This window comes from Rhodococcus sp. AG1013, assembly GCF_003350365.1.
Lineage (GTDB): Bacteria > Actinomycetota > Actinomycetes > Mycobacteriales > Mycobacteriaceae > Prescottella.
Map to the genome: position 1 here is coordinate 37326 of NZ_QQAT01000001.1, position 18223 is coordinate 55548.

14 protein-coding genes and 4 pseudogenes are annotated in these 18223 nt (G+C 67.5%); 7 read left to right on the forward strand and 11 right to left on the reverse strand.

Going from position 1 to position 18223, the window contains the following annotated elements:
- Positions 1-194: 194 nt before the first annotated feature.
- Together DEU38_RS00185 and DEU38_RS00190 are read right to left on the reverse strand one after the other, a co-directional pair.
- A complete protein-coding gene (locus DEU38_RS00185; RefSeq protein ID WP_114718132.1) occupies positions 195-1184 on the reverse strand; it encodes a rod shape-determining protein in 990 nt (329 codons plus the stop codon).
- Between the two features lie 40 nt (positions 1185-1224).
- Positions 1225-1561 (reverse strand): annotated as a pseudogene (locus tag DEU38_RS00190) (hypothetical protein); the annotation flags it as partial.
- Positions 1562-2077: 516 nt separating this feature from the next.
- On the opposite strand from DEU38_RS00190, the gene DEU38_RS27965 reads away from it, so the two are divergent.
- Positions 2078-3040, forward strand: a complete 963-nt coding sequence (locus tag DEU38_RS27965; protein WP_147283433.1) for a hypothetical protein — start codon at positions 2078-2080, stop codon at positions 3038-3040.
- A gap of 667 nt (positions 3041-3707) precedes the next feature.
- On the opposite strand, the pseudogene DEU38_RS00205 reads toward DEU38_RS27965, so the two are convergent.
- Positions 3708-4349 (reverse strand): annotated as a pseudogene (locus tag DEU38_RS00205) (rod shape-determining protein); the annotation flags it as partial.
- Between DEU38_RS00205 and DEU38_RS28920 the strand changes: the two are divergent.
- Positions 4336-4506: pseudogene (locus tag DEU38_RS28920) on the forward strand (hypothetical protein); the annotation flags it as partial. The pseudogenes DEU38_RS00205 and DEU38_RS28920 sit on opposite strands and share 14 nt — an antisense overlap.
- Before the next feature lie 74 nt (positions 4507-4580).
- Here the strand turns inward: DEU38_RS28920 and DEU38_RS29730 are convergent.
- Positions 4581-4704: pseudogene (locus DEU38_RS29730) on the reverse strand (hypothetical protein); the annotation flags it as partial.
- 326 nt (positions 4705-5030) lie between these two features.
- Here DEU38_RS29730 and DEU38_RS28215 point away from each other — a divergent pair.
- Positions 5031-5954: a hypothetical protein gene (locus DEU38_RS28215; RefSeq protein WP_181818634.1), complete on the forward strand. Its 924-nt coding sequence runs from the start codon at positions 5031-5033 to the stop codon at positions 5952-5954.
- Between the two features lie 386 nt (positions 5955-6340).
- Here DEU38_RS28215 and htpG read toward each other — a convergent pair whose 3' ends face one another.
- A complete protein-coding gene (htpG, locus tag DEU38_RS00215) occupies positions 6341-8299 on the reverse strand; it encodes a molecular chaperone HtpG (RefSeq protein WP_114718135.1) in 1959 nt (652 codons plus the stop codon).
- Positions 8300-8466: 167 nt separating this feature from the next.
- On the opposite strand from htpG, the gene DEU38_RS00220 reads away from it, so the two are divergent.
- Together DEU38_RS00220 and DEU38_RS28925 are read left to right on the forward strand one after the other, a co-directional pair.
- The gene (locus DEU38_RS00220; protein ID WP_258557576.1) at positions 8467-9990 is read left to right on the forward strand and encodes an NB-ARC domain-containing protein; all 1524 of its coding nucleotides are present in this window, start codon (positions 8467-8469) and stop codon (positions 9988-9990) included.
- A 31-nt stretch (positions 9991-10021) separates the two neighbouring features.
- Positions 10022-10189 carry a response regulator transcription factor gene (locus DEU38_RS28925; protein ID WP_258557577.1) on the forward strand — a complete coding sequence of 56 codons (168 nt, stop codon included), beginning with the start codon at positions 10022-10024 and terminating at the stop codon, positions 10187-10189.
- On the opposite strand, the gene DEU38_RS00225 is transcribed toward DEU38_RS28925, so the two are convergent.
- Genes DEU38_RS00225 through DEU38_RS00235 form a run of 3 tightly spaced genes read right to left on the reverse strand, consistent with a single transcriptional unit; the run spans position 10174 to position 12007 of the window.
- Entirely contained in the window at positions 10174-10848 is a 675-nt protein-coding gene (locus tag DEU38_RS00225; RefSeq protein ID WP_114718136.1) for a Dabb family protein, read from the reverse strand. The two genes, DEU38_RS28925 and DEU38_RS00225, sit on opposite strands and share 16 nt — an antisense overlap.
- Positions 10841-11155, reverse strand: coding sequence for a hypothetical protein (locus DEU38_RS00230; protein WP_114718523.1), 315 nt, complete (start codon positions 11153-11155; stop codon positions 10841-10843). Before DEU38_RS00230 ends, DEU38_RS00225 begins: the two co-directional genes overlap by 8 nt.
- 60 nt (positions 11156-11215) lie before the next feature.
- A complete protein-coding gene (locus DEU38_RS00235; RefSeq protein ID WP_114718524.1) occupies positions 11216-12007 on the reverse strand; it encodes an SDR family oxidoreductase in 792 nt (263 codons plus the stop codon).
- 167 nt (positions 12008-12174) lie between these two features.
- On the opposite strand from DEU38_RS00235, the gene DEU38_RS00240 reads away from it, so the two are divergent.
- Both DEU38_RS00240 and DEU38_RS00245 read left to right on the forward strand, forming a co-directional pair.
- Positions 12175-12813 carry a response regulator transcription factor gene (locus DEU38_RS00240; RefSeq protein WP_114718137.1) on the forward strand — a complete coding sequence of 213 codons (639 nt, stop codon included), beginning with the start codon at positions 12175-12177 and terminating at the stop codon, positions 12811-12813.
- A gap of 100 nt (positions 12814-12913) precedes the next feature.
- On the forward strand, positions 12914-13540 hold the full coding sequence (locus tag DEU38_RS00245; RefSeq protein WP_258557579.1) for a hypothetical protein: 627 nt from the start codon (positions 12914-12916) through the stop codon (positions 13538-13540).
- A gap of 76 nt (positions 13541-13616) precedes the next feature.
- Here the strand turns inward: DEU38_RS00245 and DEU38_RS00250 are convergent, their stop codons facing one another.
- The 3 genes from DEU38_RS00250 to DEU38_RS00260 all read right to left on the reverse strand — a co-directional run bounded on the left by DEU38_RS00250 (position 13617) and on the right by DEU38_RS00260 (position 18157).
- A complete protein-coding gene (locus tag DEU38_RS00250) occupies positions 13617-15299 on the reverse strand; it encodes a GAF domain-containing protein (protein WP_114718526.1) in 1683 nt (560 codons plus the stop codon).
- Positions 15300-15494: 195 nt separating this feature from the next.
- Positions 15495-17264 (reverse strand): DUF4873 domain-containing protein, encoded by a 1770-nt coding sequence (locus DEU38_RS00255; protein WP_258557580.1) that lies wholly within the window; start codon positions 17262-17264, stop codon positions 15495-15497.
- The gene (locus DEU38_RS00260) at positions 17261-18157 is read right to left on the reverse strand and encodes a diiron oxygenase (RefSeq protein WP_114718138.1); all 897 of its coding nucleotides are present in this window, start codon (positions 18155-18157) and stop codon (positions 17261-17263) included. Before DEU38_RS00260 ends, DEU38_RS00255 begins: the two co-directional genes overlap by 4 nt.
- Positions 18158-18223 lie beyond the last annotated feature (66 nt).

Sequence of the window (18223 nt, forward strand, 5' to 3'; positions counted from 1 at the left end):
GTCCCCCGAAATCGTTGTCACGGCGCTGGTTCGTGGCGGTGGATTCGGATCGGCGACGTCCGGTCCCGTGGTCAAGGCGCTCCTGGAGCGTTACCTCGCGGGGCGACCGGCACCGGCGCCGGGTCGGTGATAGCTGTTGTGGGTGATCCTCCGCTGCGGATCGGACGCTGCGGGGGATCAGAGGATGTGGGAGATCAGCCGCTGTAGGCGGCGACGACCTCGGGGTGATCCAGGCAGGCCGTGGCGCCTTCGGCGACGCATGTGAGCGGTCGCTCGGCGGTCTTCACCGGGAGACCGAACGATTCTTCGAACAGTTGGGACAGCCCGCGGAGCATCGCTCCGCCTCCGATCATCAGGACGCCTTCGGACATGACGTCGCTGATCGCTTGCGGGGGAAGGTCTTCCAGGCAGGCGGTCAGCGTCTGCACGATTCCGGTCGTGGTCGGTCGTAGCGCTTCCACGATCTCCTCGACGTCGAGTGAGATCAGTCGTGCGCGGCCTGTGACGGCGTCGAGTCCCTCCACCACGAGCGACTGTTCGTCGGCTGTGTCGGGTGCGCCCATCTTGGCGCGCTCCGCGGTCAGCTCGCCGACCATGATCTGGTGCTCCTCGCGCAGGTAGTGGTGCAGCGCCTCGGTCAGTTCCTCCCCGGCCAGTTGGCAACTGCGGTGCGAGATCACGCCGCCGAAACAGATGGCGGTGACCTCCGAGACACCGCCTCCGACGCTCACGACGAGATGGGCGCGAGCCTCGAGTGGATTGACCCCGCACCCGAGTGCACCCGCCACCGGTTCCGGGATCAGCCCGACCTTGCGCAGGCCGACCTCGTGCCCGACCTCGAGCAGTGCGCGGCGCTCGAGTGGGGTGGCCCCCGCCGGCGCCGAGAAGACGGCCGTCGGCCGTCGACCGTACCGTCGGTGTGGGGCGACCTGCTCGATGACGGCCGTGACGAATGCCCGGGCCGACTCCAGATCCACGATCACCCCGTCACGCATGGGGCGAACCTGTGTGATGCCCGCAGGTGTGCGGCCGACGAGGTTGCGCGCATCCTGGCCGATCGCGAGGGCCCGGTGCGGATCTTTGTTCCGAACCAGCATGAAAGACGGTTCGTTCAGGACGATTCCGCCGTCCAGGGTTCCGACGACAGTGTTCGTAGTTCCGAGATCGATGCCAAGTCCACGCACGTCGGCCTCCCGAAGGGAATCGAACGAGATGGGTTAGATGCTACGCATGCAGTCGACGTTCATGGCCGGTTTCGCGAGGCAGTGCTCGGTGCGGTGGGCGATTCGCGAGCATTTTTGCGAAGTGTGCCGGATCTTCCAACTCACCGACCTCCGCGAGAAGCGCGGTGCCGTAGAGCAATTCGTCGGTCTCGGCGAGGCTCGGGTCGTCGCTGCCCTCGGGGTGCGCAGCCCGTAGCCCCCACCAGCGGGTGCGTCGGGTTGAGTTCGAGGATCCGCTTGAAGTGCGGGACCTCCTGGCCCGAGGCTCGGTACATGCGCTCGAGCGCGGGCGTCATGGCGAACTCGTCACCGACGATGCACGCGGGGGATTCGGTGAGGAAATCGTGACCGAGCGTGACACCGACGAGACCCGGCAGCGCCACGGCGACGGCGCCCCGCGCCGTTCCCGGCCAGCGGCGGCCGTCCCTCTGTACCCGAACCAGCGCGGGCCACGCCCGGGCCGGCGTCGGGATCGGTGGAGTTGCTCCCCGGTGTTCTTCGATCGACACGAAGACTCAGGGTGCGAAGCGGACGTCAGCGGTTGGTCGGCGGGCCGACTCGGCTTGCCCGGCGCCGCGGCCGAATCAATCACGCCGCGCCCCGTCCGCGCTCGTAATTCTAATTACACCTTCCGTTGCCTGAGTGAGATGTTAGATTTCCTTCGCCTATATGCAAGGGGGGCGCCCACCCATTCAGTCGGGGTCTGGTGGAGTTCGCGCAGGGTAATGGCGGCGCCATGATTTCTATGTCTTCATGCGATTAGGCGGAATGTCAATAGATTGTTGCGCAGGCCAATCGAGGAAGGTCGTACAGCTATGCCAACCCACAGGGCTACAAACGTCCGCACTCTGAAGATGAAGACCCGCATCATGATTGCCGCGACGGCGGCCACCGCGCTCGCGATCGGTTCGTCCGCAGTCGGGCAGGCTGCCCCTGCCGAACCTGGCGCCGGCGCTGGCAGGGACGCCGGAAACGCCGGACTGGGGAGTCTTGGGGCAGCGATGGATCTGCAAGGACTCGCTGACCTGGCGTTGAGCAGCCTCGGCCTTGGCAGTTCCGGCGCTGCGCCTGACGCACGTGGCGGCGGTGAGCATGGCGGCGGTGAGCATGAGGGTGGGGGCGGCGAGGGCAGTCTCGACAAGGGCAGCCTCGGGAAGGGCAGTCTCGGTAGTGAGCATGGGGGCAGCGGGGGCGAGGGCAGTCTCGACAAGGGCAGCCTCGGGAAGGGCAGTCTCGGTAGTGAGCATGGGGGCAGCGGGGGCGAGGGCAGCCTCGACAAGGGCAGCCTCGGTAGTGAGCATGGGGGCAGTCTCGGGAAGGGCAGCCTCGGCAGCATCGTGGATTTCGGAAGTTCGGACCTGGGCAGTTTGTTCTTGCCGTTGCTCGGTAGCTCCGGAGGCGCCGGCGGCAGCGCCGGTAGCGCTGGCGGCAGCGCTCTGCTCGGCAGTGCCTTACTCGGTAGCGCCGGACTGGGCAGCTTGTTCGTCGGCTCCGGCGGCTCCGGCGGCTCCGGTGGGCCGGGTGGGCCGGGCGGGCCGGGTGAAGAAGGGGGACCTGGCCCGGGTGAGGAGGGTGGACCCGGCGGGCCAGGTGAGGAGGGTGGACCCGGCGGCCAGGGAGGCCCGGGCGGGGAAGCGCTTCCAGCTGCGCCGCACGGTGGAGGGCAAATCGGTGTTGTCCCCGTCGGTAGCGTCGAAGCGGGCGGCAAGGGGACGCCCGACGACGCCGCTGGCAACGCATTGCTCATCGGTGGCGTACTGCTCCTCGCAGCGGCGGCGGGTACGACGGCCGCCGAGAGGCATCGTCGTCGGTCGTAGGGGCACGACCCTCGCCGGAGGGACCAGACAGGCCGTCGCCGGTACCACCGAGACGACGGCCTGTCTGGTCTCGGCGTTTCACCGTCCCACCAGCAGCCGGCACCACCGCACGATCTGGGGGGCGTTATCCGCCCTCTCGGTCGTTTGATTTGAGTGCTGATTCGAATTCACTCCGAAACCGCGGTCCAGGATTGTCGTGACAGTGCAGCGAGAAATTGCCGGTATTTGCCGAACCTCGCGCGCATGCGGCCGGTGATATCGGATGAATTACATCACTTGGAATTATGATTCCTTTAATGATTGATTCGTCCGGTTGGTTGCGATCCCGTATTCGGGGAACCGGGTAGCGGGTGTGAAAAGCATGCCGGCGGGGCTTCGCATGTGGTTCGGTGTCCGGTGCTCTGCGACGCGGACGCCCACGGAACGGCACCCGCGGGAGTGGAACTCCCGCGGGCGCGCTGAGCCGTGATCCGGTCCCCCGAAATCGTTGTCACGGCGCTGGTTCGTGGCGGTGGATTCGGATCGGCGACGTCCGGTCCCGTGGTCAAGGCGCTCCTGGAGCGTTACCTCGCGGGGCGACCGGCACCGGCGCCGGGTCGGTGATAGCTGTTGTGGGTGATCCTCCGCTGCGGATCGGACGCTGCGGGGGATCAGAGGATGTGGGAGATCAGCCGCTGTAGGCGGCGACGACCTCGGGGTGATCCAGGCAGGCCGTGGCGCCTTCGGCGACGCATGTGAGCGGTCGCTCGGCGGTCTTCACCGGGAGACCGAACGATTCTTCGAACAGTTGGGACAGCCCGCGGAGCATCGCTCCGCCTCCGATCATCAGGACGCCTTCGGACATGACGTCGCTGATCGCTTGCGGGGGAAGGTCTTCCAGGCAGGCGGTCAGCGTCTGCACGATTCCGGTCGTGGTCGGTCGTAGCGCTTCCACGATCTCCTCGACGTCGAGTGAGATCAGTCGTGCGCGGCCTGTGACGGCGTCGAGTCCCTCCACCACGAGCGACTGTTCGTCGGCTGTGTCGGGTGCGCCCATCTTGGCGCGCTCCGCGGTCAGCTCGCCGACCATGATCTGGTGCTCCTCGCGCAGGTAGTGGTGCAGCGCCTCGGTCAGTTCCTCCCCGGCCAGTTGGCAACTGCGGTGCGAGATCACGCCACCGAAACAGATGGCGGTGACCTCCGAGACACCGGCCGGCGCCGAGAAGACGGCCGTCGGCCGCCGACCGTACCGCCGGTGCGGGGCGACCTGCTCGATGACGGCCGTGACGAATGCCCGGGCCGACTCCAGATCCACGATCAAGGCGTTTCGCGACAAGGACCTCGAAGCAGACACATCGGATCTGCACATCGAGCTCGACACCGACGCCCGCACTCTCACGGTGCGCTACAGCGGCATCGGCATGTCCCGCGACGAGGTGATCGACCTGATCGGCTCTCTTGTCAATACCGGGACCGCCGAATTGCGCTACTACACGGCGCTTCGCGCTGAAGGCGGCGAGCTGGAGCACCCTGCGCACTTCGCGAAGCCTGCTCGCGAACCGAGCTCGAGCTTGTCGAGCGTGTCGGACGCGTTGGAGGCGAGCGCGCGGAGGGAGGTACCCCGTCGCGCATGGGGCGAACCTGTGCGATGCCTTGTCTTTGTTGGAGTACACCGAATGGATCATCAGATCCAGGATCTGGCGAGTCTCGGTTTGGAAGCGGATTCGTAACTGGCACAAACCACTCCAAAACCCCAGAACGCCGCAAATCGCATAACGGCAATTTCGGCTTCCGCTACCCAATCGAAATGCTAGGTTGACTTCGCCTGCACGCATGTGAGGCGTCAACCGTCAGTCGGGGGTCTGGCGGAGTTTCGTAGGGGCGATGGTTGCGTTTCAATGAATTTGATTGCATGCGGTTTGGGCGGATCGTCTTAAATTCTGCGTAGGTCAATCGAGGAGGTCGTGAAACAATGCCAACCCACGGGAGCGGAAATCCCCGCACTCTGAAGATGAAGACCCGCATCATGATTGCCGCGACGGCGGCCACCGCGCTCACGGTCGGCGCACTTGCGGTCGGGCACGCTGATCCTGAATCTGGAAGCCATGGATCAGTGGAATCCCTCGCCGCCCCGGTGTCGGGCAGCCTCGACGGCTCCGGAAGTCACGATGGCAGCTCTGGCAGCAAGGACGGCAGCCACGATGGCAGTTCCGGTGGCAGCCTGGGGAGCCTCGCTTCCGGTAGCAAGGATGGCAGCAATGAGGGGAGCCATGACGGCAGTTCCGAAGGCAGCCACGACGGCAGTTCCGATGGCAGCCTGGGGAGCCTCGGTTCCGGTAGCAAGGACGGCAGCAATGAGGGGAGCCATGACGGCAGTTCCGATGGCAGCCTCGGCAGCCTGGGGAGCCTCGCTTCCGGTAGCAAGGATGGCAGCAATGAGGGGAGCCATGACGGCAGTTCCGAAGGCAGCCACGATGGCAGTTCCGATGGCAGCCTGGGGAGCCTCGGTTCCGGCAGCAAGGACGGCAGCAATGAGGGGAGCCATGACGGCAGTTCCGAAGGCAGCCACGACGGCAGTTCCGATGGCAGCCTGGGGAGCCTCGGTTCCGGCAGCAAGGACGGCAGCAATGAGGGGAGCCATGACGGCAGTTCCGATGGCAGCCTCGGCAGCCTGGGGAGCCTCGGTTCCGGTAGCAAGGACGGCAGCAATGAGGGGAGCCATGACGGCAGTTCCGATGGCAACCTCGGGAGCCTAGGGGCCCTGGGGAGCCTCGGCGCACTGGGAAGCCTCGGAGCCCTGGGGAGCCTCGGGGCCCTGGGAAGCCTCGGTTCAGGCAGCCACGACGGCAGTATGGATGGCAGCCACGACGGCAGTAAGGATGGCAGCCACGACGGCAGTAAGGATGGCAGTAAGGATGGCAGCCACTGGGGGTGACCGTTTTTGAATTGCTTCGTAGGCCTATCCCGAAGGTCATGAAGCGATGTCAATTCACGGGAGGGGGAAATCTCCCGCACTCCGACGATGAGGACCCGCATCATGTTTGCTGCGACGGCGGCCGCGCTCGCGATCGTCGCGCCTGCGGTCGGACAGGCTGATCCTGTCGACCTCATGAGGAAATGAATTTCTCTTCACTGGTGCCGGCGGTTTGTTGCCTCGTGCGACAACAAACTGTCGGCACCAGCGTTTCACGCTGATGCGAGCCGAGCGGAACTTTGATCGTTTGATCGTTTGATCGTTCCGCGGCCGCAATTGTTTCGATGCACAGCGCGCCCGCGGGACTGGGACTCCCGCGGGCGCGCTGCCTCGAGCTGATAACGCGTCTAGATGGTGCGTGCCAGGCGGTTCGCGAGCATCTTCGCGAAGTGCGCCGGATCCTCCAACTCGCCGCCCTCTGCGAGAAGTGCGGTGCCGTAGAGCAATTCGGCGGTCTCCGCGAGGCTCGGGTCGTCGCCGCGCTCGGCGTGCGCAGCCCGTAGACCCTCCACCAGCGGGTGCGTCGGGTTGAGTTCGAGGATCCGCTTGAAGTGCGGGACCTCCTGGCCCGACGCCCGGTACATGCGCTCGAGCGACGGCGTCATGCCGAATTCGTCGCCGACGATGCAGGCGGGGGAGTCGGTCAGCCGAGTCGACAGGCGCACCTGCTTGACGTGGTCGTCGAGGGTGGAGGTGAGCCAGCCGAGGACGTCGGCGAACTGCTTGTCCTGTTCCTCGCGCTTGGCTTCGGCGTCCTTCTTCTCGTCCTCGGTGTCGAGATCGACCTCGCCCTTCGCGATGGACTGGAGCGGCTTGCCGTCGAACTCGGGGACCGACGTCACCCACATCTCGTCGACCGGGTCCGTGAGGAGCAGCACTTCGAGGCCGCGGGCGCGGAAGGCCTCCATGTGCGGCGACGCCTCGAGCTGCTGGCGGGACTCGCCGGTGAGGTAGTAGATCTGCTCTTGGCCGTCCCTCATCCGCTCGACGTACTGCGCCAGCGTGGTCTGTTCGTCCTCGCTGTTCGTCGACGGGAACGAGGAGATCTCGAGCAGGGTGTCGCGGTTGTCGAAGTCCGACAGCAGACCCTCCTTGAGGACCCGGCCGAACTGCGACCACACGGTCCGGTACTTGTCCCGCGACGTGTCGTCATCATGCGTCATCATTTCGCGGATAGTGGTGAGGACCTTCTTGGTGAGCCGGCGCCGGATCGCCCGGATCTGCCGGTCCTGCTGCAGGATCTCGCGGGAAACGTTGAGCGACAGGTCCTGTGCATCCACGACACCCTTGACGAAGCGCAGGTACTCGGGCATGAGTTCCTCGCAGTCGTCCATGATGAAGACGCGCTTGACGTACAGGTGGATGCCGGCGCGGTGCTCGCGCGAGAACAGATCGAACGGCGCGTGCGACGGGATGAACAGCAGCGCCTGGTACTCGAACGTGCCCTCCGCCTTCATCGGGATGACCTCGAGCGGGTCGTCCCACGAGTGGCTGACGTGCTTGTAGAACTCGTTGTACTCGTCGTCGGAGACCTCGCTGCGGGGCCGGGCCCACAGCGCCTTCATCGAGTTGAGCGTCTCGGTCTCGACGACGGTCTTCGGGGCGTCGTCGGTGTCGTCTGCATCGTCACTGCTCTTCGGGGCCGGCTTCTCGACGTCCATCCGGATCGGGTACGCGATGAAGTCCGAGTACCGCTTGACGATTTCGCGGAGCTTGCGCTCGGCCGCGTAGTCGTACAGGTGGTCGTCGACGTCCTCCGGCTTGAGGTGCAGCGTCACCGACGTGCCCTGCGGGGCGTCGTCGACGGTCTCGATCGTGTACGTGGACTCGCCGCTCGAGACCCACCGCGTCGCGTGGCTCTCGCCGGCCTTGCGGGTCAGCAGCGTGACCTTGTCGGCGACCATGAATGTCGAGTAGAAGCCGATACCGAACTGACCGATCAGTTCTTCGGAGGCGGCGGCGTCCTTCGCCTCGCGCAGTTTGCGGCGCAGCTCGGCGGTGCCCGACCTGGCGAGCGTGCCGATGAGGTCGATCACCTCGTCGCGCGACATGCCGATGCCGTTGTCGCGCACCGTCAGCGTGCGCGCCTCCGTGTCGACGTCGAGCTCGATGTGCAGGTCGGAGGTGTCGGCCTCGAGGTCCTTGTCGCGGAACGCCTCGAGCTTCAGCTTGTCGAGTGCGTCCGACGCGTTGGAGACGAGCTCCCGGAGAAAGGTGTCCTTGTTGGAGTACACCGAGTGGATCATCAGATCCAGAATCTGGCGAGTCTCCGTCTGGAACTCGCGTTGTTCGATACCTGTGGTCATTCCTGGTTCCCTTCGGCAGCAGAACGTTCGACGCAAATGTTAGGACGAGGCCCGTGGTTCCGGCGAGGAAGGGCGATACCGACGTATCTTGGAATCGGGCTTTCCGCGTCCGGACCCCGAGCGCTCGGGCTCTGTTGCAGCGCGTCGACCTGGGCGGAGGGACTGAGATGGCGCCTTCCGCGACAGCACACCCTCTTCGCGGCCGTGAACAGGGAAATCTGCCCGAGGACGTCAGCAGCTTCGTGGGCCGCAGTTTCGAGGTGAAGGAGACGCGGCGGTTGCTGTCCGAATCGCGCCTCGTGACGCTGACCGGCCTCGGCGGGGTCGGTAAGACGCGACTGGCTCTCCGGGTCGCAAGGGATGCGCAGCGGACATTCACCGACGGAACCTGGTTCGTCGACCTGAGCGAGCTCCACGATGCCGACCAGCTGGCGCAGGCAGTGGCGAGCACCCTGGGACTTCAGGACTGGTCGGTTCGGTCACCGCAGTCGGTGTTGATCGATCACCTGGCAGACCGGCGAACCCTCCTGTTACTCGACAACTGTGAGCATCTCGTAGGTCCTGTTGCCGCACTGGTGCAGACGCTGCTCAGGGCCTGCCTCGGATTGTCCGTGCTGGCGACGAGCCGTGAACCCCTCGGCATCGGCGGGGAGACGGTGGTGCGGGTTCCGCCGTTGACGGTGTCCGCCGAACCCGCACGGGCTCCTGCACCGGCCGACGTGCCCGGCGGCGACGCGGTGGCCCTGTTCGAGCAGAGAGCCAGGGCCGCGGTGCCCGGATTCCGGCTCACCGCCGAGAACAGCGCCACGGTCGCCCGGATCTGTGCGCGACTCGAGGGCCTGCCCCTGCCGATCGAGCTGGCGGCGGCCCGGCTCCGAGCGCTGTCCGTCGATCAGCTGCTCGAACGACTCGACGACCGCCTCCGCCTGCTGACCCGGGGCGACCGCACCACACCGAGCCGCCAGCAGACCCTGCGGCTGTGTATCGACTGGAGCTACGACCTGTGCACCGATCGAGAACAGCGGTTGTGGGCTCGCCTGTCGGTGTTCGCCGGCAGCGTCGCGCTCGACGCGATAGAGGGCGTCGTGGCGGACGACGGAGTAGACGGTGACCTGCTCGACGTCGTGACGTCCTTGGTCGACAAGTCCATCCTGATCCGGGAGGAGGTGGATGCGGCCGTGCGGTATCGGATGCTCGATACCCTCCGCGAGTACGGCCGACAGCGGCTGCGCGACGAAGGCGATCCGATCGCGCTACGCCGTCGACACCGCGACTGGTACGAGGATCTGGTTCTGCGAGCCCAGCGAGACTGGATCGGATCCCGTCAGGTCGAACGGGTATCGAAGCTGGAGAGTGAGCAGTCGAATCTGCGGGAGGCGATGGAGTTCTGTCTCGGCGACCCTCCCTCGGCGGCCTCGGCCATGCGGATCGCCGCCGGGCTGTACGAATTCTGGATTGTGCGAGGACGATTCAAAGAGGGCCGGAACTGGCTCGACCGCGCACTGGCCGACGGCGGACCGCCGACGGTGGAACGCGGCGAGGCGATGTGCGTCGACAGCGTGCTCGCCGCCCTCCAACAGGACACTCCGGCGGCCACCGTCTCGGCAGAGGAGGCCCGGCAGGTGGCCGGTCGTCGCCTGGGCCCTGGACGAGCGGACACCGGAGACGCCGCTGCCGTCGCCCGCCGGTAGCAGCGCCACGCTGACCCCGCGCGAACGGCAGGTGGCCGCACTCGTGGCCGAGGGCATGACGAACAAGGCGATCGCCGAGCGACTGGTGATCGCTCCGCGCACAGTGGAGGGACACGTCGAGCACATACGCGACAAGCTGGGATTCAACTCGCGCGCACAGATCGCTGCCTGGACCGTCGAGAATCAGGCGGACGGTTGATCTCCGGCGACCGGCACGGGTCGGTCCCGACCCAGGACCGGCCCATCGATCGCGCAGAAGCTGTGGCACAGACCGGTGACGATCCGGTGCGCGCGTTCGGGGTCGAACCAGCGGTCGACGTGCGCCCAGTGGTAGGGGTGGGTCATGTAGGGGCCGGTCAGCCCGTCCACGCTCGCGTACTCCTGTTCCCACACGTGGGTCCACCGGGTGCCGCACGACTCCCGCACGCGGCTCAGTTGGGAGGCGCCGATCGACGGTATGTAGTCCGGCATCGCAGCCGTCTCGGCCTCGAACTGCGCCACCAGGTCGGGATCCGTCGCGGGGTCGACCGCGACCAGCAGCGTCCGGTAGACCGTGGGCGTCGACGCGACGCTCGCCGGTCGCACGGTGCCGGTGTAGGTGACGCCGTCGATCTGGTCGACGGTCGGGACCCACAACAGGAAGTCCACGGCGTTCTCGACGCCGCGCCAGTCCGATTCGCTGTCGAACCGGAACTTGGCGACGAGGTCCCCGCCACGGATCCCACCCGGCAGGGTCGGCCGGACGAGGACGCTGCGGGCGTGCGGTTCGACGGCGTCGCGCAGGCCCGCGACCACGGCGTCACGTGCGGCGTCGTCGGCGGTGTCCGTGAAGCTGATCAACCTGATGACCTCAAACATCGGTCACCACCGGAAGATCCGCGGCGGCGCAGGCAGTGGAGCGTCGACGGCTGGTCAGCGACCGGTCGGCGGACGCCCACCACTGCGCCACGTCCGGGTCCCGGCCCGCGGCCCACCGCTGCTGCCACCAGGCGTCGGCGCCGTGGACCGTCCAGGTGACGGTCACGGTGTTCGACTGGTCGTCGAGCCAGACCGGTGGGCTGACGAGGATGCGGTCGAGGGTGAGGCCGCGTGCACGGGCACCGGGTGCGTACTCCTCGAGGTACGACGCGAGGAACGCGCGGCCCTGTCCGGGCGCGACCACCATCTCGTCGACGACGTAGACGACCGACTCCAGGGTCTCAGCGGTCTCGGGGGAGGTCACGGGCTACACCTTCTGGGTGAGGCCGGCGTCGACCACCAGTTCGGTGCCGGTGACGAAGCGGGACTCGTCGCACGCCAGGAACAGCACCGCGTTACTCACGTCCACGGCGTCGACCCACGGTACGGGGATCAGGTTCCGATCCGACAAAGCTTGCCTCGCATCGGCTTCGGTCGGTGCAGCGAGATCGGGACGTAGTCGCGCGATCGCCTCGGCGGCGAGTGGCCGCCCGCTGCCCACCGCACCCGGATGCACCGAGTTGACGCGGATCGAGCGCGGACCCAGTTCGATCGCCAGCGTGCGCGCCAGACCGACGGCGCCGTGCTTGGCGGCCGCGTAGTGCGCGCGGTTCGCGTTCCCGCGGATGCCGGCGGTGGAGCCGACCACGACCACCGATCCGCCGTCGGGCATGTGGGGAACGAAGGCGCGCACCGTGTTCCAGACGCCGCTGAGATTGATGTCGAGGGATCGCTGCCACGTCAACTCGTCGATGGTCAGGGCCGGGCCGGGGGCGTCGCACAGCCCCGCGTTGGCGACCACGACATCGACGCGTCCGAACTCGGCCGCCGCGGCGTCGGCGGCGGCGCGCAGGGCGGCGACGTCCCGGACGTCGGCGGTGCGGGTCAGGACCCGGCGCCCCGCCGGGACGCTCGCGGCGGTCTCTGCCAGGGCCTGCTCCGACAAGGTGCCCGGCAGGTCCAGCGCGACCACGTCGGCGCCCTCGTCGGCCAGCCTCCGGACGTGGACCCGGCCCGTACCGTTTCCTGCCCCGGTGACCACTGCCACCTTGCCGGTCATGCGACCCGCCACGCGCGTCATCCAACTCCCTCCGTAGTGCTCGGACAGGACGCTAGGGCCCCGCCGAGCGGGGTGCCTACGGCCGATTCCACGGAGCGGGAGGGTCCGCCACCGCCCGGGTGCGACCGGCGCGGTAGCGTTTTCCCGACAGCTACGGAGGTGCACCGATGACACGGGTCTTTCTCGTCGACGATCACGAGATCGTGCGGCGCGGACTGGTGGATCTGCTGGGCAGCGCGCCTGACCTCACTGTGGTCGGCGAGGCCGCCTCGGTGGGGGAGGCGCTGGCCCGGATCCCGTCCAGCGGCGCCGACGTCGCGGTGCTCGATGTCCGGCTGCCCGACGGCAACGGCGTGGAACTGTGCCGCGACCTGCGGGCCGTGCTGCCCGACCTGCGCTGTCTGATGCTCACGTCGTACGCCGACGACGAGGCCCTGTTCGACGCCGTCATGGCCGGCGCGTCGGGTTTTGTGCTCAAGCAGATCCTCGGCACCGACCTGATCTCGGCCGTGCGGACGGTCGGCGCGGGCGGCTCGCTCCTCGACAGCCGCGCCACGGCCGCCCTGATGCAGCGGATCCGCTCCGAGCGCACCACCGACCCGCTCGCGGAGCTGTCCGACCAGGAACGCGCGGTCTTCGACCTCATCGGGCAGGGCCTGACGAACCGGGAGATCGCCGAGCGCCTGTTCCTCGCGGAGAAGACGATCAAGAACTACGTCTCGCGCCTGCTCGCCAAGCTCGGCATGCAGCGGCGCACCCAGGCGGCCGTCCTCGCCACGGAGCTGCGGAACAGCCGGCGCCGCTAGGTACGGGGTGCCGGACTTCGATCCCAGCTGAGTGTCGGCTGTCCCCGCTACTCTCCCACGGTCGCGATCAACAAGGTCGGACTCGTGGACGAATGGAGCGATGATGGGCATCCAGGGATGCGGCGAGAGCGGAACCCCCGATGGTGCAGAAGCAGCGGTGACGAGTATTCCTGCACCGCTGCTTCGGGATTACCGCCACATCGGAGGAATCGAATCAATCGCGGTCGACGGTCATCGGTACTTCTTCGGCTACGACTTCAGTGAAGATCTGGTGCTTTCCCCACTGATCGACGACAACGAACTCATGTCGGTCTTCGCGGAGACGCACATGGAGCAGCGGGACGGCCTGCACGATCGCGAGTACTGGCGGGATCTCGTTGATGGATCACTCGAATTCTCAGGGTTGGCGGAGCCGGAATCTTGCTCCTTCGAGTCCGACCAACTGCGCTTGATCGTCACCTCGCTGAAGAATATTGCCGAAACCGGAGTGCCGGCGCCTGACTTCGACTACCCCTATCACCTGAGATTCCTGTTGTCCTCCGCTGGGCAGTGGGAAGAGCAATTCACCGCAACCGAAGAGGGCATGACGGCCCTCCAGGGCATCGAGAGCTCTGCCGGAGGGACCACGCTCGAGCAGATCGCTCGGGATGTTCTCCTCGAGACTCGGAATGCGATGAATGTTGCTGGGGGAAACTGGGCAGAGGTCTTCGACGCCCTCGGCCAATGACACCTCGCGGTACTGCTCCCTGACGTCGAAGCCACCCAACTGACGCAACGTGGGACGAGCGAAACGGGTCGTCACCTCACCGCAGCGGCACCCGCCACGTGAGTTCGGTTCCTCCGCTGAGGCCGGGCAGGACGGTGCAGCTGCCGCCGCACTGCTCGGCCCGGCGGGCCAGGTTGTCGAGCCCGCTGCGGCGCGTCGTCTCGGGCAGGCCGACGCCGTTGTCGCAGATCCGGATCGTCAGGTGATCGGCGGCGTCGATCGCCACCGTGATCGTCGTCGCGTCCGCATGCCGCAGCGCGTTGCTCAGGCCTTCGCGCAGCACCGCCTCGGCGTGCGGATGGATCCGCGGCGGCACGAGGGTGTCGATGGCGCCGGTGAACTGCACGTTCGGGACCAGCACCGAGCGGGTCGTCAGATCGCCGATCGCGTCGAGCAGCCGTCGCCGCAGGCTCGTGGGAGCCTGTTCGCCGGTGGTCTGCAGGTCGAAGATCGTGGTGCGGATCTCGTGGATCATCCGATCGAGTTGGGACACCGACTTGGTGATCGTGCCCGACGCGGACTCCGGCACGGGCGCGTTCTCGTCGAGCAACAGGCTCTGCAGGCTCATCCCGGTCGCGAACAGTTGCTGGATGACGTTGTCGTGCAGGTCGCGGGCGATGCGGTCGCGGTCGGCCAGCACGTCGAGCTGCCGTCGCCGGTGCTGCTGGTCGGCGAACTCGACGGCCAGCGCGGCCGAGTCGGCCATCGACCCCAGCCGGGTGATCTCGTCGGGCGCCCACCCGAGGCCCTCGCGCGTGACGACGAGCATCCCGGCGACGCCGGACGTCGTGGACAGCGGCAGCGCGGCCACCCGAACGTCGCTGCCGGTGGCGAACGGTGCCACCCGATCCCGCTCGGTGAGCAGCGCGGGCCGTCGACCACGGACCACCGGCAGCAGGCCGGAGTCCGACAGGTCGATCCGGCTGCCCGGCCGCGGGCCGTCGCCGCCGGAGGCCGCCTCGACGATCGCGTCATCCTCGTCCTCGACCACCAACACGTACGCGCCGGTCGCTCCGCACAGATCGCGGGTGCGCGTCACCAGAAGCTCCAGAGCCTCGTCGATGGACCCGCCGGACAGCAGGCGGGCGTTGGACGACGCGAGGGCCGTCAGCCAGCGTTCCCGGGTGCGGGACTCCTCGAACAGGTGGGCGTTGTCGATCGCGACGCCCGCTGATGTGGCGAGGGCGTCGAGGATGGTCTCGTCCTCGTCGGTGAACTCCGGACCGGTCCGCTTCTCGGTGAGGTAGATGCTGCCGAACACCCGACCCCGCACGATGATCGGCATGCCGAGGAAACTATCCATCGGCGGATGGTTCGGCGGGAAGCCGACCGACGCCGGGTGCGCGCCCAGGTGTCCGACGCGCACGGGTCGCGGATGCTCCATCAGCAGGCCGAGCAGCCCGTGGCCCTCCGGCAGGTGCCCCATCCGCGCTCGCTCCTCCGCGGTGATGCCCTCGTACACGAACTCGGACAGTCCACCGTCGGGGTCGCGCACGCCCAGCGCGCCGTAGCGCGCATCGAGCAGCGTGGTCGCCGCCTGCACGATCCGCTGCAGGATCGAATCGAGTTCCAGTCCGGCGCCCACCACCAGGACGGCCTCGAGCAGTTCCCGCAGCCTTGCCGGGGTCGCGACGCTGTCGACGAGCCGACTGCGCATGTCGGCGAGTAGTTCCTCCAGGTTGTCGAACTCCCCGAAGCCCCAGTTACCGCCGTTCACCATGCACGCAGCATAGGTGGCGAGGAATTTGTCCGACACGGGTGTAACACGTTGCAGTCGCGCCTCGATGCATTCGGTGAAGTTGTCGTGAGCGAGTTGTGGTGGCTCGCCGGCGACATCACAACTGTCCGGCGTCGATCCTCGGGGGAGGGGGTCGACGCCGGACTCCCTTTCGGCCGCTCTGTGCGGCCCGCCGGGTCAGACCAGGAGGTCGTCCAGCGCGAACGGTGGCGCGCCCACCCCGGTGATCCGGAAGTGACCCCACGGATCCCGCTCGGCGAGGATCGCGTCGACGAGGGGCCCGTCCCCGATCCGGAGCGTCGGCACTCCGGCGTCGGGACGTTTCAGGTCGGCGATGCGATCGTCCCCCGCGACCTGCCCGTACCAGTGGTAGTGGCCGTCGAGTGGGTCGAGGTGCCCGGTGAGGTGCACCTCGACGGCCAGTCGCAGCCCGGCGCCCTCGAGAACCGCGGGGCCGCGGTAGTCCTCCTCGTCGCGGTCCTCCGCGGAGCTGAGGTCGAAGTCGTCGACGCCGGGGCGGCGCATGCGCAGCCAGTACGACGCGCTCGACCCGGGCCAGACCGCCCGGTTGCGTCCCGTCCGGTCGAGGTACCAACTGTCGCAGCCACCCGAATTCCACACCGAGCCCGCGAGCTTCTGATGGATCCGACGATTGAAGTCCCGCTGGGTGCCGCCGCGCACCTCGATGCGGGTGGCCTCGTGGCCGTCCATCAGCTTCAGGCACTCGAGGATGTAGTGCGCCTGTGCCTCGATGACGAAGACGATGGACTGGTTTCCGCCACCCGAGTTGGGGCCCATCATGAGGAAGAAGTTCGGGAAGCCGCTGACGGCGACCCCGAGGTAGGCCTCCATGCCGTCGCGCCACGCCTCCTGGATGCTCAGCCCGCCGCGTCCGACGATGTGTTCGCTCGCGAACCGGTCGGCGATCTCGAACCCGGTCCCGAACACGACGACGTCGGCGTCGTGCGCGGCGCCGTCGTCGGTGCGGATCCCGGTCTCGGTGAACTCCGCGATGCCGGACGTCACCAGGTCGACGTTCTCGCGCTGCAGCGTCGGATAGTAGTTGCTGGACAACAGGATTCGTTTGCAGCCGATCGTGTAGTCCGGGGTGAGGGTCGCGCGCAGCGCAGTGTCGCGGACCTGGTGGCGCAGCAGACCGCGGGCGGCGCGTTCGAGCGCGCCCATCAGCCGCGGGTGCATGAACCCGGCGATCAGCGATTCGTGACTCCAGTAGATCGCGCCGCGGTATGTCTTCTGCACGCCCGGCACCGTCCGGAACAGGTGCTTCTCGGTGGGGGTGATGGCCCGGTCCAGTTTCGGCAGCACCCAGTGGGCGGTGCGCTGGAAGACGTCCACGTGCGCGGCCTGCTTCGCGATCTCGGGGACGAACTGGACGGCGCTCGCGCCGGTGCCGATCACCGCGATGCGCTTGCCGGTCAGGTCCACCGAGTGATCCCACTCGGCGGAGTGAAAAACGTTTCCCGTGAAGCGATCACGGCCGGGGAACGCGGGGATGCTGGGCTTGTGCAGCGGGCCCGGGCCGGCCGCGACGATGCGCGGTCGGTAGACGTCGCCGGCGGCGGTGCGGACCGCCCAGCGGTCGGTGGCCTCGTCGAAGTCGTAGGCCACGACCGCGGAGTCGAAGCGGATGTGCGGGGCCAGGTCGTAGTCGTCGACGATCCGCCGGATGTAGTCGAGGATCTCGGGTTGGCGGGCGTACATCCGCGTCCACCGCCGGTTCGGGGCGAACGAGAACGAGTACATCAGCGACATCACGTCGCACCCGCATCCGGGGTACGTGTTCTCCCGCCACGTACCGCCCACCTCCGACGCCTTCTCCAGGATGACGAAGTCGTCGATTCCCGCCTCCTTCAAGCGGATCGCCATGCACAGCCCCGAGAACCCGGTCCCGACGATCAGGACCCGGGGCGCCGCGACGGTCTTCACAGGAATCCCGCTCGACGCCACATCGCGCGCGAGGGTCGGCGCATCAGGCCGGTCTCCTCGAGGAACGCGGCAAGGTCGGCGAACCCGCGACGCTGGTTCGCCCGGAAGTGCGGATTCGCCAGGGCCTGTCGGCGAGCCTCCCGCGGGTCGAGGCCGGCCCGCTTGTACATCGCCGGATTGGTGAACAGTCGCGCGAGCAGCAGTCCGCCGAGGCCCTGGGCCGTACCGACCCAGACCCTGTCGATCCGATGGGTCCCGGCGATCCTCCGGCGCACGCCGGCCCGCGCGAACTGGATGTGTCGGGCCTCCTCGGTGACGTGGATCCGCATGAGCCGGGCGATCAGGGGTTGCAGTTGGGGATCGTCGACGACGCGACGTTGGGTGGCGTCGAAGATCTCCTCGCCGATCAGCGCGGCCACCCACAGCATGGTGCCGCGAAAAGTCTTGGGCAGCAAGTTGACTGCGGCCGCCTGATACCAGCGCAGTCGGTAGGGCTTGGCGCCCATCCGTTCGATCGTCCGGCCGAACATGGCCATGTGCCGGCACTCGTCGCCCATCTCGGTGAGCGTGTACCGGGTGTGCAGCGATCCGGGATCGTTGTGCAGCAGGTGCCGCAGCAGCGCCTGGTTGAGAATGTTCTCGAACCAGATCCCCACGCTGAGGATGTTGGCGGACTCCTGCCGGGACAGTTCGATCCGCTGCGCTTCGCTCATCGAGTCCCACAACGGCGTGCCGTACAGCGACAGCACGTGGGGCGGGAGGAAGTACTTGCCGTCCTCGAGCGGTGCGTCCCAGTCGATGTCCACCACCGGGGCGTACGAGCGCTTGACCGATCCGTTGAGCAGTCGGTCCGCGACCGACTCCCGATCGGGTGGACTCGTCGTCTGCGTCATGACCGTCCCTCCTGGGCGTACCCTGCGGGACTCGCCGCAGGGGCGGGAACGAACGCCGTAGCCGAT

Excerpts from the sequence above, each read along its gene's own strand:
- DEU38_RS27965 (WP_147283433.1), top strand. The coding sequence starts at position 2,078 with ATGAAGACCCGCATCATGATTGCCGCGACGGCGGCCACCGCGCTCGCG.
- DEU38_RS28215 (WP_181818634.1), top strand. The coding sequence starts at position 5,031 with ATGAAGACCCGCATCATGATTGCCGCGACGGCGGCCACCGCGCTCACG.
- htpG (WP_114718135.1), bottom strand. The coding sequence starts at position 8,299 with ATGACCACAGGTATCGAACAACGCGAGTTCCAGACGGAGACTCGCCAG.
- DEU38_RS00220 (WP_258557576.1), top strand. The coding sequence starts at position 8,467 with ATGGCGCCTTCCGCGACAGCACACCCTCTTCGCGGCCGTGAACAGGGA.
- DEU38_RS00225 (WP_114718136.1), bottom strand. The coding sequence starts at position 10,848 with ATGTTTGAGGTCATCAGGTTGATCAGCTTCACGGACACCGCCGACGAC.
- DEU38_RS00230 (WP_114718523.1), bottom strand. The coding sequence starts at position 11,155 with ATGGTGGTCGCGCCCGGACAGGGCCGCGCGTTCCTCGCGTCGTACCTC.
- DEU38_RS00235 (WP_114718524.1), bottom strand. The coding sequence starts at position 12,007 with ATGACCGGCAAGGTGGCAGTGGTCACCGGGGCAGGAAACGGTACGGGC.
- DEU38_RS00240 (WP_114718137.1), top strand. The coding sequence starts at position 12,175 with ATGACACGGGTCTTTCTCGTCGACGATCACGAGATCGTGCGGCGCGGA.
- DEU38_RS00245 (WP_258557579.1), top strand. The coding sequence starts at position 12,914 with ATGATGGGCATCCAGGGATGCGGCGAGAGCGGAACCCCCGATGGTGCA.
- DEU38_RS00250 (WP_114718526.1), bottom strand. The coding sequence starts at position 15,299 with ATGGTGAACGGCGGTAACTGGGGCTTCGGGGAGTTCGACAACCTGGAG.
- DEU38_RS00260 (WP_114718138.1), bottom strand. The coding sequence starts at position 18,157 with ATGACGCAGACGACGAGTCCACCCGATCGGGAGTCGGTCGCGGACCGA.